The 14,695-nt window shown below is 69.4% G+C and carries 15 protein-coding genes; 14 read left to right on the top strand and 1 reads right to left on the bottom strand.

The annotated features are described in order from the left end of the window. The first annotated feature begins 15 nt into the window (after positions 1 to 15). Positions 16 to 846, top strand: coding sequence for a crotonase/enoyl-CoA hydratase family protein (locus tag M3330_RS09540; protein ID WP_255028562.1), 831 nt, complete (start codon positions 16 to 18; stop codon positions 844 to 846). A gap of 68 nt (positions 847 to 914) precedes the next feature. Here M3330_RS09540 and M3330_RS09535 read toward each other — a convergent pair whose 3' ends face one another. Further along, positions 915 to 1,406: an inorganic diphosphatase gene (locus M3330_RS09535; protein ID WP_006550524.1), complete on the bottom strand. Its 492-nt coding sequence runs from the start codon at positions 1,404 to 1,406 to the stop codon at positions 915 to 917. 262 nt (positions 1,407 to 1,668) lie between these two features. Here M3330_RS09535 and dacB point away from each other — a divergent pair, with 262 nt between their 5' ends. The 13 genes from dacB to panC all read left to right on the top strand — a co-directional run bounded on the left by dacB (position 1,669) and on the right by panC (position 14,661). Next, complete coding sequence (gene dacB / locus M3330_RS09530) at positions 1,669 to 3,012, top strand: D-alanyl-D-alanine carboxypeptidase/D-alanyl-D-alanine-endopeptidase (RefSeq protein ID WP_052227210.1); 1,344 nt, start codon at positions 1,669 to 1,671, stop codon at positions 3,010 to 3,012. Continuing rightward, positions 3,009 to 4,058, top strand: coding sequence for a zinc-dependent metalloprotease (locus M3330_RS09525; RefSeq protein ID WP_033096982.1), 1,050 nt, complete (start codon positions 3,009 to 3,011; stop codon positions 4,056 to 4,058). The genes dacB and M3330_RS09525 overlap by 4 nt, the downstream gene beginning before the upstream one ends. Further along, the gene (tilS, locus tag M3330_RS09520; protein WP_051424879.1) at positions 4,034 to 5,083 is read left to right on the top strand and encodes a tRNA lysidine(34) synthetase TilS; all 1,050 of its coding nucleotides are present in this window, start codon (positions 4,034 to 4,036) and stop codon (positions 5,081 to 5,083) included. The genes M3330_RS09525 and tilS overlap by 25 nt, the downstream gene beginning before the upstream one ends. A 12-nt stretch (positions 5,084 to 5,095) precedes the next feature. Continuing rightward, on the top strand, positions 5,096 to 5,650 hold the full coding sequence (gene hpt / locus M3330_RS09515; RefSeq protein WP_255028561.1) for a hypoxanthine phosphoribosyltransferase: 555 nt from the start codon (positions 5,096 to 5,098) through the stop codon (positions 5,648 to 5,650). Between the two features lie 251 nt (positions 5,651 to 5,901). Continuing rightward, positions 5,902 to 8,460, top strand: a complete 2,559-nt coding sequence (gene ftsH / locus M3330_RS09510) for an ATP-dependent zinc metalloprotease FtsH (protein WP_019290199.1) — start codon at positions 5,902 to 5,904, stop codon at positions 8,458 to 8,460. Positions 8,461 to 8,530: 70 nt separating this feature from the next. Next, complete coding sequence (folE, locus tag M3330_RS09505; protein WP_006550518.1) at positions 8,531 to 9,196, top strand: GTP cyclohydrolase I FolE; 666 nt, start codon at positions 8,531 to 8,533, stop codon at positions 9,194 to 9,196. A 32-nt stretch (positions 9,197 to 9,228) separates the two neighbouring features. Then, positions 9,229 to 10,050: a dihydropteroate synthase gene (gene folP, locus M3330_RS09500; protein WP_170318478.1), complete on the top strand. Its 822-nt coding sequence runs from the start codon at positions 9,229 to 9,231 to the stop codon at positions 10,048 to 10,050. Continuing rightward, a complete protein-coding gene (gene folB, locus M3330_RS09495; protein ID WP_006550516.1) occupies positions 10,047 to 10,427 on the top strand; it encodes a dihydroneopterin aldolase in 381 nt (126 codons plus the stop codon). Before folP ends, folB begins: the two co-directional genes overlap by 4 nt. Beyond that, positions 10,427 to 10,969 (top strand): 2-amino-4-hydroxy-6-hydroxymethyldihydropteridine diphosphokinase, encoded by a 543-nt coding sequence (gene folK, locus M3330_RS09490; protein WP_006550515.1) that lies wholly within the window; start codon positions 10,427 to 10,429, stop codon positions 10,967 to 10,969. The genes folB and folK overlap by 1 nt, the downstream gene beginning before the upstream one ends. Further along, a complete protein-coding gene (locus M3330_RS09485) occupies positions 10,963 to 11,439 on the top strand; it encodes a DUF3180 domain-containing protein (protein WP_019290198.1) in 477 nt (158 codons plus the stop codon). Before folK ends, M3330_RS09485 begins: the two co-directional genes overlap by 7 nt. A 74-nt stretch (positions 11,440 to 11,513) precedes the next feature. Continuing rightward, positions 11,514 to 12,635: a DUF6779 domain-containing protein gene (locus tag M3330_RS09480; protein WP_255028560.1), complete on the top strand. Its 1,122-nt coding sequence runs from the start codon at positions 11,514 to 11,516 to the stop codon at positions 12,633 to 12,635. A gap of 159 nt (positions 12,636 to 12,794) precedes the next feature. Then, positions 12,795 to 13,730: a Rossmann-like and DUF2520 domain-containing protein gene (locus M3330_RS09475; RefSeq protein ID WP_024102843.1), complete on the top strand. Its 936-nt coding sequence runs from the start codon at positions 12,795 to 12,797 to the stop codon at positions 13,728 to 13,730. Next, a complete protein-coding gene (panC, locus tag M3330_RS09470) occupies positions 13,723 to 14,661 on the top strand; it encodes a pantoate--beta-alanine ligase (RefSeq protein ID WP_006550511.1) in 939 nt (312 codons plus the stop codon). Before M3330_RS09475 ends, panC begins: the two co-directional genes overlap by 8 nt. Positions 14,662 to 14,695 lie beyond the last annotated feature (34 nt).

Genomic DNA, 14,695 nt, shown 5'->3' with positions numbered 1-14,695 from the left:
AGTTACTCTTCAGTAATGTCCGATCACTCGCCCTGGAAAGCGTTCACCGTCGAACGCAAGGATCACGTCGCACAGGTCACGCTCATCGGCCCCGGCAAGGGCAACGCCATGGGCCCCGACTTCTGGGCGGAATTGCCCGTCCTGTTCGGTGAGCTCGACGCCGACCCCGAGGTCCGCGCCGTCGTCCTCGCCGGTTCCGGCCGGAACTTCTCCTACGGCCTCGACCTCGTCGCCATGGGCGGCAGCCTCGGCGCCGTCGTCTCCGGCAAGGCGCTCGCGAAGCCGCGCACGGACTTCCACACGTTGATCAAGAACATGCAGGCGGCCATCACGGCCGTCGCCGACTGCCGCAAGCCGGTCGTCGCCGCGGTCCAGGGCTGGTGCATCGGCGGAGCGGTCGACCTCATCTCCGCCGCCGACATCCGCTACGCGAGCGCCGACGCGAAGTTCAGCGTCCGCGAGGTCAAGGTCGGAATGGTCGCCGACGTCGGCACCCTCGCCCGGCTCCCGCTCATCATCGGCGACGGTCACGTCCGCGAGCTCGCGCTCACGGGCAAGGACATCGACGCCGCCCGCGCCGAGAAGATCGGTCTCGTCAACGACGTCCACGACGACGCCGATGCAGTGCTGGCCGCCGCTCACGCGACCGCCGCGGAGATCGCCGCCAACCCGCCGCTCGTCGTCCAGGGCATCAAGAACGTCCTCGACCACACGCGCTCGCCGCAGGTCGACGACAGCCTCCGCTACGTCGCGGCGTGGAACGCGGCGTTCCTGCCGTCGGAGGACCTCACCGAGGCGATCACCGCCGTCTTCGAGAAGCGCCCGCCGCAGTTCAAGGGCGAATAGACCCCGCAGACGACGGATCCCCCGGACGATCGCATCGTCCGGGGGATCCGCGTTGTACAGGCTCGGTGTCAGTGCCCGCCGTTGTTCTTCAGGCGCTCGACCGACGCGGTCACCTCGGCCTCGGCCTCGGCGCGACCGACCCAGTCGGCGGCCTCGACGTGCTTGCCCGGCTCGAGATCCTTGTAGTGCACGAAGAAGTGCTTGATGGCGTCGAGCTCGAACTGCGAGACGTCGCTGATGTCCTGGACGTGATCCCACCGCGGGTCGCCGGCCGGGACGGCCAGGATCTTGTCGTCGCCACCGGCCTCGTCGACCATCTTGAACATGCCGACGGGGCGGGCCTCGACGATCACGCCGGGGAAGACCGACTCGGGCAGCAGGACCATGCAGTCGAGCGGATCGCCGTCCTCACCGAGGGTGTTCTCGATGTAGCCGTAGTCGGCCGGGTAGCCGAACGAGGTGTACAGGTAACGATCGAGCTTGACGCGTCCGGTCTCGTGATCGACCTCGTACTTGTTCCGCTGTCCCTTGGGGATCTCGATGGTGACCTCGAACTCCACGCCTTGCCTCACTTCGTCGGTGTTTTTCCGGCGGATACGACATCCGTATCTGCGGTGATGGTCCGCAGAGAGGATAACGGTCGCGGCGCTAGGCTGGAGGTGCAGGTACCGGGGCCCCGAGTGCGTCACAGCAGTGTGCGGCCGGCAGCGGGAAGTGCGGGTAGCTGGTCGACCAGTGTGTGCAGGATGCAGCGGAGGCGTGTTGACGGGGCAGGGCGGCAACAAGAAGCAGGGTTCACTGGCAACCAGGCGACGACGGAACATGAAGATCCTCTTCGGGATCTGGGGAGCGGGTTTCCTCGCTCTCGTCGTGGGCGGAGCCTTCGCGATCTACGACGTGCGGGCGTCCGCCGGCGCGGTCGTGCTCCCCGCACCGGCACCGGTGATCGCGACCCCCGCGGTCGCCGCGGTCTCGCCCGACGCTCCGACGCCCGACCCGACCTCGCTGGCGGCGGCACTCGACCAGGCGGTGAACAATCCCGGCCTCGGTGACTTCGCCGGGTCGATCACCGACCCCACGACCGGCACGGTGCTGTGGTCGAAGGACGCCGATCGCGCGCTGATCCCGGCCTCCACCACGAAGATCCTCACCGCCGCGGCCGCCATGCTCGTGCTGCCCTCCGATCATCGGATCACCACGCGTGTCGTCGAGGGTTCGAAGCCGGGGGAGATCGTCCTCATCGCGGGTGGCGACCCCACCCTCTCGGCGATGCCGCCCGGCGAGGAGAGCTTCTACCCCGGTGGTCCCCGCATCGCCGACCTCGCCGAACAGATCCGGCGCAGCGGCACGACGGTCGAGACGGTCCTCGTCGACACGAGTCTGTACAGCGGGGATCCGCTCGCGCCGGGCTGGTTTCCCGAGGACGTCGGCGACGGTTACGTCGCACCCATCGAACCGGTGATGCTCGACGGCGCCCGGTCGAACCCACTCGAGGACGAATCGCCTCGCAGCGCTACGCCTGCCCTGGACGCCGGTCGTGCACTGGCGACGGCGCTCGGTGCCGACCCCGCGCGGGTAGCGCTCGGATCCGCCTCACCCGGTGCGGCGCCCATGGCGTCGGTCCAGTCGGCGCCACTCACTGTGCGTCTCGGTCAGATGCTGCGCCGATCCGACAACGTCCTCGCGGAGACCATCGGACGGGAGGTCGCCGTCGCGACGGGCAACGAGCACTCGTTCGAGGGCACGACGAAGGCGGTGACCGGTACCCTGCAGCAAGCGGGTCTGGACGTCACCGGTGTGACGTTGCGCGACGTCAGCGGGCTCTCGGTCGAGAACCGGATCCCTGCTCGTACGCTCGATCGCGTGATCTCCGAGGCGGCCGGACCGAACAGGACGGAGCTGCGGCCCATGCTCGACTATCTTCCCGTCGCCGGAGCGACCGGCACGCTCGCCGACCGCTACGGCACCACGACCCGTGCCGGAGCCGGATGGGTGCGGGCGAAGACCGGCACTCTGACCGAGGTCAACGGACTCACGGGATACACCGTCGACTCCGACGGCCGCGTGCTGTCGTTCGCTCTGCTGTCCAACGGCCGGTCCCCGAGCGAGGCTCGGCCCGCCCTCGACGCCGTGGCGTCGGTACTGCGTGAGTGCGGTTGCCGATGACCGGCAAGGAGCGGGCACTCGGCGACGCGATCGACTGGTCGTTCGCGGCCGGGGTCGGCGTGCGCCTCACCCGCTCCGAACCCGCGATGTCGCGGTACACCCGCGATGCGGTGCAGGACGAGTTGTTCTCGGCCGCCGCGCGCGCCGAGGGACCGGTGCGCGAGCACACGCGTCTCGACGACGGAACCGAGCCGCCGCCCGCGCAGGTCGTCGACCGGCCGGGCTGGGTACGTGCGGCCGCGGCGTCGATGGCCGACCTCACCGCGACCTCGGGCGAGGATCCGGCCGGCTCCTCCCTCCGCTGGGTGGGCAAACCGGCGGGCGCGCAGGCCGGCGCGATGCTCGCCTACCTGTCGTCCGCGGTGCTCGGACAGTACGACCCGTTCTCTCGTTCGCTGCTGCTCGTCGCGCCCAACGTCGTCGCGGTCGAACGCGCCCTGAAGGTGCCGCCCGCCGACTTCCGGCTGTGGGTGTGCCTGCACGAGGTGACCCACCGCGTGCAGTTCGCACAGGCACCGTGGATGGCCGAGCTGATGCGCGAGGCCGCCGCCGACCTCGCCACCGCGGTCGACGAACCGATGGGCGACGTCGCGACCCGCGTGGTGTCGGCGGTGAAGGACCTGCGTACTCCCGGCGACAAGGCGATGTCGGAGCGGGGCATGCTCGGTGTCGTGCGGGCGCTGCAGGCACAGTCTCAGCGCGAGTCGTTCGATCGGATCCTCGCGCTCGGAACGCTGCTCGAAGGCCACGCCGATCATGTAATGGACGGTGTCGGCCCGGCCGTGGTTCCGTCGGTCGCGCGGATCCGGCGGGCGTTCGACAACCGGCGGCACCGCAACAGCAGCCCGGTGCATCGCCTCATCCGGCTCGTCCTCGGCATGGACGCCAAGATGGCCCAGTACGTGCACGGCAAGAAGTTCGTCGACGCCGTCGTCGCGAAGGTCGGCACGGACGACTTCAACGCCGTGTGGTCCGGTCCGGACGCCCTGCCCACCCTGACGGAGATCGACCATCCCGATGCGTGGATCGCGCGGGTGCTGAGCTGATCGTGGCTTCACCGTCCAACGATCGTCCGCTGCTGCCCGAAGCCCCGGCGATCCACGAGGTGCGCCTCGCCGTGCGGGCCTGGCTGGGCGCGCACCCGGCCGACGCGGTGACCGTCGCGTTGTCGGGCGGGGCCGATTCCGCCGCCCTGACCGCCGCCGCCGTCGCGGAGACCGAGGCGGTGCACGCCGTCGTCGTCGATCATCGCCTCCAGTCCGGTTCCGAGGTCGTCGCCGCGCGGGCCGCGGAGTTCGCCCGGGCCCGCGGCTGCGCGACCGTCATGGTGGTCGGTGTGGACGTCACCGGTGGGGGAGGCCTCGAGGCCGCCGCGCGCGCGGCCCGCTACCGGGCGCTCGACGAGAACCGCGACGACCGGACCGTGTTGCTCGGGCACACCCTCGACGACCAGGCCGAGACGGTGCTGCTCGGTCTCGGCCGCGGATCGGGGCTGCGTTCGATCCGCGGGATGGCACTCTTCGACCCGCCGTGGGGCCGGCCGCTGCTCGGCGTGCGCCGCGACACGACCCGCCGGGCGTGCGACGAACTCGGCTACCGCCCGTACGAGGATCCGCACAACACCGACGACCGGTTCACGCGGGTGCGTCTGCGCCGTGAGGTACTGCCGCTGCTCGAGGACGTGCTCGGTGGGGGCGTCGCCGAAGCCCTCGCGCGCACGGCCGGGCAACTGCAGGACGACGGCCACGCCCTCGATGTCTGGGCCGGCGACCTGCTCGCGACAGCGCGGCGCGAGGACGACCTGCTCGACACCGACACTCTCGCGGCGGCTCCCGCCGCAGTACGACGCAGAGCCCTCCGATCGTGGCTGATCGATCACACCGTCACGCCGAACGAGACGATGCTGCGGACGGTCGACGATCTGGTAGCGGCGTGGCGCGGACAGGGCCCGGTCGCGGTCGGACGGGGCCCGCGGACGGGGACGAGGTTGGTGGTGTCGCGTCGGCGTGGCACGCTTGCCGTGGAGTACGTCGACCGGGCGAAGGTCCGGGCGACCGGCAGCAGAAGGTAGGGAAGGACCCCGGTGTACGAGAACGACATAGCGTCGGTGCTGATCTCCGAAGAACAGATCAAGGAGCGGACCGCAGAGCTGGCGCAGTCGGTCGCCGAGCGTTACCCGGTGGGTGCGCAGGAAGGCGATCTGCTGCTCATCGGGGTGCTCAAGGGCGCCATCTTCTTCATGACCGACTTCGCGCGCGCTCTGCCGATCCCGACGCAGATGGAGTTCATGGCCGTAAGTTCGTACGGGTCGTCGACCTCGTCCTCGGGTGTCGTGCGCATCCTCAAGGACCTCGACAAGGACATCGCCGGTCGCAACGTCCTCATCGTCGAGGACATCATCGACTCGGGTCTGACGCTGTCGTGGCTGCTCAAGAACCTCTCGACGCGCAACCCCGCGTCGCTCGAGGTCGTCACGCTGCTCCGCAAGCCGGAGGCCGTGAAGATCGACGTCGAGGTCAAGGACGTCGGATTCGACATCCCGGACGAGTTCGTCGTCGGCTACGGACTCGACTACGACGAGCGCTACCGCGACCTGCCCTACATCGGCACGCTGGATCCCAAGGTCTACAGCAGCTGACCTCCGGTCGAGCCGCGTCGTGAGGTCCCCGGCTCGGGGAACTCCGGTTCCGTCCCGATCGTTGTCGATTACGACGTCTTCCCGGTGTCGGCTCCGGCCGGTGCCGGGGCGACCGCTCGTTGCTACGCGGTAACCTTGCGTTGCCTGGTCAGTGACCGTCGCGGCGTGCGGCCACCCCGGGCGCGAAGCGCCGCGACTGCGAGACCCCGACGAACTCGATCGAAAGGACCGGCCGCTCGGGCCGAACCTGTATGAACCGCAAGACAGTGTTCCGTAATCTGGCGATCGTCGCCGGCATTCTGCTGGTGATCTACGCCTTCAGTTACTTCGGCGACGACACGCGCGGTTTCACCCAGGTGGACACGTCCGTCGCGGTGTCCCAACTCGAATCGCAGAACGTCAGCGAAGCCCGCATCGACGACCGCGAACAGCAGGTGCGTCTGTGGCTCGAGAACGGCAACGACGCGACCGAGGGCAGCACCGAGATCATCGCGAAGTACCCCGCGTCGGCCTCCGAACAGATCTTCGACCTGGTCGCCGCGTCGGGCGCGCAGAAGTACGACACGAGCGTCACCCAGGAGAGCTGGCTGACCTCGATCCTCATCTTCGTCCTGCCGATGATCATCCTGCTCGGCGTGTTCTTCTTCGTGATGAGCCGCATGCAGGGCGGTGGTCGCGGCGGCATGATGGGCTTCGGCAAGTCGAAGGCCAAGCAGCTGTCGAAGGACATGCCCAAGACGACCTTCGCCGATGTCGCCGGCGCCAACGAGGCCGTCGAGGAGCTCTACGAGATCAAGGACTTCCTGCAGAACCCGGCGCGCTACCAGGCGCTCGGCGCGAAGATCCCCAAGGGCGTACTGCTCTACGGTCCTCCCGGCACCGGTAAGACCCTCCTCGCGCGTGCCGTCGCCGGCGAGGCGGGCGTCCCGTTCTTCACGATCTCCGGTTCGGACTTCGTCGAGATGTTCGTCGGTGTCGGCGCCTCCCGCGTGCGCGATCTGTTCGAGCAGGCCAAGCAGAGCGCTCCCTGCATCATCTTCGTCGATGAGATCGACGCGGTCGGCCGCCAGCGCGGCGCCGGCCTCGGCGGTGGTCACGACGAGCGTGAGCAGACCCTCAACCAGCTGCTCGTCGAGATGGACGGCTTCGGCGACCGCTCCGGCATCATCGTGATGGCCGCGACGAACCGCCCCGACATCCTCGACCCGGCACTGCTGCGTCCCGGCCGTTTCGACCGTCAGATCCCGGTGACGAACCCCGACCTCGCCGGTCGCCGGGCGATCCTCGCCGTGCACTCGAAGGGCAAGCCGATCGATCCCAACGCGGATCTCGGTGCGCTCGCCAAGCGCACGGTGGGCATGTCCGGTGCCGACCTCGCGAACGTCGTCAACGAGGCCGCGCTGCTCACCGCCCGTGAGAACGGCACGGTGATCACCGAGGCGATCCTCGAGGAATCGGTCGACCGTGTCATCGGCGGTCCCCGCCGCAAGAGCCGCATCATCAGCGAGCACGAGAAGAAGATCACGGCCTACCACGAGGGTGGTCACACCCTCGCCGCGTGGGCGATGCCCGACATCGAGCCGGTTTACAAGGTCACCATCCTCGCCCGCGGCCGCACCGGCGGTCACGCGATGACGGTGCCCGAGGACGACAAGGGCCTGATGACGCGTTCGGAGATGATCGCGCGCCTCGTCATGGCGATGGGCGGTCGTGCCGCGGAGGAACTCGTCTTCCGCGAGCCCACCACCGGCGCCTCGTCCGACATCGACCAGGCCACGAAGATCGCGCGCGCGATGGTCACCGAGTACGGCATGAGCGCGAAGCTCGGCGCCGTCCGCTACGGCCAGGAGCAGGGCGACCCCTTCCTCGGCCGGTCGATGGGTGTGCAGTCCGACTACTCGCACGAAGTGGCACGCGAGATCGACGAGGAGGTCCGCAACCTCATCGAGGCCGCGCACACCGAGGCGTGGGCGATCCTCAACGAGTACCGCGACGCCCTCGACGTGTTGGCGGGCGAGCTGCTCGAGCACGAGACGCTGACCCGCAAGGATCTCGACCGGATCCTGGCCGACGTGAAGAAGCGTCCGCGGATCACGACCTTCAACGATTTCGGTGATCGGGTCCCGTCCGACAAGCCGCCGATCAAGACGCCCGCCGAGCTCGCGGCCGAGCGTGGCGAGCCGTGGCCGCCGGAACCGCCGTCGCTGACGAAGCCGGCGCATCAGCACCCGCAGTATCCGGGCCAGGGCGAGGCGCCCGCTCCCGCCGGCTACCAGCCCGGCGCGCAGCCGCAGTACCAGCCGGCGAACGGCTACCCCCAGCCCCAACAGCAGCCGCAACCCCAACAGCAGTCGCAGCCGGTCCCGGCCTCCGAGCCGCTTCCGGGCTTCCAGCCGACGGCTCCGTATCCGGGTGGTCCGCGGCACGCGACGCGTCCGGACTACGGTGCTCCCGCCGGATGGTCGGCTCCCGGCTGGCCACCGCGCGAGCAGACCCCGCAGGAACAGCAGGGTCACGGGCCGCAGGGCCCCGGACAGCCTCAGGGATACGGATATCCGCAGGGCCATCAGGGGCAGAACCCCCAGAGCTACGGACAGCCCAGCTACGGACAACAGGCCCAGGAAACGCAGAGTTTCGGGCGTCCGCAGGAGCCGCAGGACGCCGACCGTCCGTCGGACTCCGGCGAAGACGGTGCGGCAGATGCGCACCGTGGTGAGAACCACGTGGGAGACTCGCAACCGCGCGATGGTTACGGCGCTCCCGAACCCCCTCCCACACAGCGGTGGGAAGGCCCGGCCGGCCGGCACTGATCCGTGTCGGTGAGTCGGTACGGGGCGCGCATCGGGGCCGTCGGTTCCGATGGAGACGAGTGAGCGAAGAGTGGAGGGCGAGCGGGTGTCGGTGAACCACCTGAAGTCGGATACGGGTTCCGACCCGGAGGATGTGACGACCCACGAATTGAGCGTGGACGCGGGTCGTACGTTCGACCAGGCCCGAGCCGAAGCGGCCGTGCGTGAACTGCTGATCGCGGTGGGTGAGGATCCGGACCGCGAGGGCCTGCGCGACACTCCCGCCCGGGTGGCCCGTGCCTACCGCGAGGTGTTCGGGGGACTGTTCACCGACCCGGACGAGGTCCTCGACACGACCTTCGACGAAGGTCATCAGGAACTCGTCCTCGTGCGAGACATCCCGATGTACTCGACGTGCGAACATCACCTCGTGTCGTTCCACGGCGTCGCCCACGTCGGATACATCCCGGGCCCCACGGGCCGCGTCACGGGTCTGTCGAAGCTGGCGCGTGTCGTCGACCTCTACGCCAAGCGTCCGCAGGTCCAGGAACGCCTCACCCGCCAGATCGCCGACGCCATGATGCGCAAGCTGCAGCCGCGCGGCGTGATCGTCGTGGTCGAGGCGGAGCACCTGTGCATGGCGATGCGCGGCATCCGCAAGCCCGGTGCCAGCACCACCACCTCCGCCGTGCGCGGGCTGTTCCAGACCAGTTCGGCGTCGCGTGCCGAGGCCCTGGACCTGATCCTGCGCCGGTGACCGTCTTCCCCGCCGAACAGTGGCCTGTCGTGATGGGCGTACTGAACGTCACCAGTGATTCCTTCTCCGACGGCGGTCGATATCTGGACTGCGAGACCGCGATAGCCCGCGGCTTCGAGCTGCGCGAGCTCGGCGTCGACATCGTCGACGTGGGAGGCGAGTCCACCCGGCCCGGGGCCGTGCGCGTCGACCCGGAGGTCGAGGCGTCCCGCGTGGCGCCGGTCATCGCCGCTCTGGCGGAGGCAGGCATCCCCACGAGCGTCGACACGATGCGCGCCTCGGTCGCCGAGGCGGCCGTGGAGGCCGGGGTGACCATGATCAACGACGTGTCGGGTGGGCGCGCCGATGCCGACATGGCCGCGGTGGTCGCCGAGGCAGGGGTGCCGTGGATCCTCATGCACTGGCGTCCCCTCGGCGAGTTCGTCCACGCGGGCGGTTCGACGCACTACGAGGACGTCGTCCGCGAGGTCCGCGACGAGCTGCTCACGCAGGTCGACATCGCGGTGGCCGCAGGCGTGGACTCCGACAAGATCGTGCTCGATCCCGGTTTGGGTTTCGTGAAGGAACCCGACCACAACTGGCAGTTGCTGCAGCGCCTGCCCGAACTCACCGAACTGGGTTTCCCGGTGCTCATCGGGGCGTCCCGGAAGCGATTCCTCGGATCGCTGCTCGCGGCGCCCGACGGCACGGTCCGCCCGCCCTCGGGTCGTGAGGTCGCCACGGCCGTCGTCTCGGCGCTCGCCGCCACACACGGCGCATGGGGCGTACGCGTCCACGACGTGCAGGCATCCCGCGACGCGCTCGCGGTGGTGCGTGCCTGGCAGCGCGGCAGCGCGGAAGGAGTGCACGCGTGAGCGACCGCATCGAACTACGGGGACTGACGGTCCGCGGCAACCACGGCGTCTTCGAGCACGAGAAGCGGGACGGTCAGGACTTCGTCGTCGACATCGTCGTGTGGCTCGATCTCGCGCCGGCCGCGGCATCCGACGAGCTGGCCGACACGCTGCACTACGGCGAACTCGCCGAGCGAGCCGCGGCGATCATCGCCGGTCCGGGCCGCGATCTCATCGAGACGGTCGCGGGGGAGATCGCCGACGAGGTGCTCACCGACCCGCGTGTCGCCCGGGTGGAGGTCACGCTCCACAAGCCGTCGGCGCCGATCCCGCTGACCTTCGGCGACGTCGCCGTGGTGATCGACCGCTCCCGCAGCGATGCGACGGGGAGCGCCTGATGAGTCGTGCCGTGCTGTCCATCGGATCGAACATCGGCGACCGGCTCGCGCACCTGCGGTCGGTCGTCGACGCATTGGGCGAGCGGGCCGTCGCCGTCTCGGCGGTGTACTCGACGGCACCGTGGGGCGGCGTCGAACAGGAGGATTTCCTGAACGCGGTCGTCGTCGCGGAGGATGCCGCCTTCGGTCCGCGCGACTGGCTGCGGTTCGGCCAGGAACTCGAGGAGGCCGCCGAACGCGTCCGGATCCAGCGCTGGGGTCCGCGCAGCCTCGACGTCGACGTCGTGACCTGCGTCAGCGGCGAGGGTGAGGTGCGCAGCGACGATCGGGAACTGATCCTGCCGCACCCGCGCGCACACCAGCGGGCGTTCGTGCTCGTCCCGTGGCTCGACGTCGAACCCGAGGCCGTGCTCACCGCCGAGGGCCGGCGGCTGGGCATCGGCGACTGGCTAGACGAACTCGACGCCGCCGAACGGGAAGGTGTGCACCGCACCGACCTGACGCTGGCCGGGCCGAAGACCCAGGGACACGCCGAGTGCTGAAACAGACCCGGATCCGAGATCTGCTGGCGCTGGCCGTGCTGGCAGCGATCGTCGCGTGGTTGCTCGTCCGCACAATGTACGGTTCGCTGCCGCCCATCCCCGTCTACGCGGGAGCCTCGCTGTATCCCGTCGCGGTCATCGAGGTGATCCTGGCGTTCATGATCCGGTCGCGGGTCGGCAAGCACGAGATCGGTGAGGGCCCCGGCAGGTTGCATCCCATCACCGCCGCCCGCGCGGTCGCGCTCGCCAAGGCGTCCGCACTGGTGGGTGCCGCGAGCGCCGGAGTGTGGGCCGGTTTCCTGCTGTATCTCGTACCGCAACGCGGCGTCGTGCAGGCCGCCACCGACGACACGTCGGGGGTGCTCGTCGGAGCCCTCGCCGGCATAGCGCTGGCGGCGGCCGCGTTGTGGCTCGAATACTGTTGCCGGACACCGGAAGACCCCGACGAACCGAACGAACCGGCGCTCTGACATCGGATTTCGGGGTGGGGAAGGGCGTGTCGTCCGGCTCGGATCCGAGGACCCACCCAAGTACCCTGATGGTCATGGCAACCTCGGCGCGACCAGACAGGAATCGCCGTCCGTGGCGCAGTACCGGCTCGATGATCGTGGCCGGTCTGCTCGCTCTGGCGATGATCGCCTCGCTGCTGTTGATCTTCAGTGAGAGCGTGCAATTGCTGCGTGTCGCGGTGGTCGTCGCCCTGTGGGCTGCCACTGTCGGAGCCATCGCGATGAACAAGTACCGCCGGGAATCGGCGCTCGATCGGGCGAAGGCCGACGACCTGAAGACGGTCTACGAACTGCAGTTGCAACGGGAGATCGCGGCGCGGCGCGAGTACGAGCTGACCGTCGAGGAGAAGGTCCGTGCCGATCTGAAGCTCGACGCCGGGGAGATGGCGGCCCTGCGCACCGAGCTGGCCACCCTGCGCCGCACGCTCGAGATGTTGTTCGACGGCCGGCTCCCCGACGATGTCGTCGCCCTCGAGGGCCAGGCGGAGAAGCTGCGTGGACTGAGCGAGGCGGCGCGGGTGTCCGCTCCGCGTCCGTCGGGACCGGCCTTCGCCTCTCCCGACGACGAGCCGGTCACCGCGGAGACCGAGTCGGTCGAGGCGGCCATGCGGGCGGCGGAGGCGTCGGAGAAGACGTCCGCGAAGGGTGATGTCGAAGAACCGCGTGCCGAGAAACAGGCGAAGGTTGATTCTGCGACGGGGAAGTCCGCTACCGGGAAGGTCACGGTCGAGAAGGCGACGGCTGGAAAAGCGGCCGCAGGACCGGACGTCGAGGACGCCGAGATCGAGGACGCGGAAGTCGAGGATCAGAAGGTCGGAGACAGGAAGACGGGGGACCCGAAGACCGGGGACGCGAAGGTCGCGAGCGCCGAGAAGGCGGCGGACGGGAAGCCGGAGCCGCAGAAGCCCGGCAAGCACGAGCCCGGATCCGATCCCGACCCGCAGACGGACGCAGACGGGGCCGGAGCGAAGACGAAGGGCGATGACCCCGCGGAGGGGAAGGACACCGCCGCGAAGGCCGATGGAGCTGCGGAAACGACCCAGAAGGACGACGAGGACGACCACGAATCGTCCGGACGTCGCTCCCGGCGCCGTCGCGCCGACGGTGAGGGCCGGACGGTCGCGGAGATCCTCGCGTCGTTGTCGGCCGAGCGCTGATCGCGGGGCGATCGCGCGGCAGGTCGCACCCGCCCCACCTCGGACGATGAGGCGCAGATCACTCGGCCCGACCGTGGCGAGCCCCGGAAAACGCGCGCTATTGTCGAGCGGAACGTCCGGTACCCGCTGAGCGGGACTGGAACGAACGAGAGGACTCCCGTGAATTCCTTCGGGATCACCAACGCACCCGCGCCTGCGCGCCTGTCGGTAGGAATCGTGTCCGCCGGACGGGTCGGCACTGCACTCGGCGCAGCTTTCGAACGCGTTGGTCATGTCGTCGTGGCCTGCTCGGCCGTCTCCGACGTCTCGCGGCACCGTGCCGCCACGCGCCTGCCGGATTCGCAGATCCTGCCGGTCGACGAGGTTGCCGGCCGCTGCAATCTCCTTCTTCTCGCCGTTCCCGACACCGAACTGTCGTCCCTGGTCAAGGGCCTCGCAGCCACCGGTTCGGTCGCCGCCGGCACGATCGTCGTCCACGTCTCCGGTGCTCACGGCACCGCGATCCTCGAGCCGCTGACCGAGCAGGGCGCCGTGCCGCTCGCGATCCATCCCGCGATGACCTTCACCGGCCACGACGAGGACATCGACCGGCTCTCCTCCGCGTGCTTCGGCATCACGGCCGCCGACGAGATCGGCTACGCCATCGCGCAGTCCCTCGTCCTCGAGATCGGCGGCGAGCCGGTCCGCGTCCCCGAGTCCATGCGCATGACCTACCACGCTGCGCTCGCGCACGGCAGCAACCACCTGGTCACGCTGGTCGCCGACGCCGTCGAGGCCCTGCGCAGCGCCCTGCAGGGGGAGGAACTGCTCGGCCAGCAACTCGTCGACGACGCCCCCGGTGGAGTCGCCGAACGGGTGTTGCAGCCGTTGCTCTCCGCAGCGCTCGACAACGTGCTGCGGCGCGGGCCCTCGGCCCTCACCGGGCCGGTCGCGCGCGGCGATGCCGACGCCGTGGCCGCGCACCTGCGTGCGCTCGAGGCCGTCGACCCGCTGATCGCCGCCGGGTACCGCGCGCTGTCGCTGCGATCGGCGCAACGGACCGGGTCGAAGCCGGAACTGATGGCAATTCTCGAAGGAGCTGAATACGGTGAGTGAAGCAGGACAGCGCGGATACGTGCGAGGTGAACTGACCGTTCACCACGATCCCGCAGGCCTGACCAAGGTCACCCGGGCTCTGCGCGGCGTCGGCCGCACCGTCGCACTCGTACCGACGATGGGTGCGCTGCACACCGGTCACCTCGAACTCGTGCGCCAGGCCAAGCTCACCGGGGCCGTCGTGGTCGTGTCGATCTTCGTCAACCCGCTGCAGTTCGGGAAGAACGAAGATCTCGACGCCTACCCGCGTACTCTCGACGCCGACTTCGAACTGCTCCGCGAAGCGGGCGTCGAACTCGCCTTCGTGCCGACGGTCTCGGCGATGTACCCGCAGGGCCCGCGCACCACGATCCACCCGGGTCCACTCGGGTCGGAGCTCGAAGGTGCTGCGCGTCCCGGTCATTTCGCGGGCATGCTGACGGTCGTCGCGAAGCTGTTCAACATCGTCGGTCCCAACACGGCGTTCTTCGGTGAGAAGGACTACCAGCAGCTCACCCTGATCCGTCAGATGGTCGCCGACCTGAATCTCGACATCCGCATCCTCGGCGTTCCCACCGTGCGCGAACAGGACGGGCTCGCGCTGTCCTCCCGCAACCGCTATCTCGACCCCGAGCAGCGCGAGATCGCGACCACGCTGTCTGCGGCGCTCGTCGCCGGCGCACACGCCGCAGCGGGCGGAGCCGAGGCGATCTTGTCCACGGCACGCGACGTGCTCGCGCAGAGTCCGCAGATCGAGGTGGACTATCTCGAGGTGCGCGGCGCCGATCTGGGGCCGGCACCCGAACGCGGCGACGGCCGACTGCTCGTCGCCGCACGACTCGGCTCCACACGCCTCATCGACAACGTCGGGGTCGCCGTCGGCACCGGCTTCCTCGAACGAGCCACCGGTCCGGTGGATCCCGACGCCGAAGACAACCTGACGAACCGCTGACCCACCGATCGAATTCGGAAACGAGAAAGAAACC

Origin of the sequence: Rhodococcus sp. GA1, from assembly GCF_024321955.1 — a bacterium.
Taxonomy (GTDB): Bacteria; Actinomycetota; Actinomycetes; order Mycobacteriales; family Mycobacteriaceae; genus Rhodococcus; species Rhodococcus pyridinivorans.
Note: the sequence above shows the minus strand (reverse complement) of the source record. Positions and strands in the feature narration are given on the sequence as shown.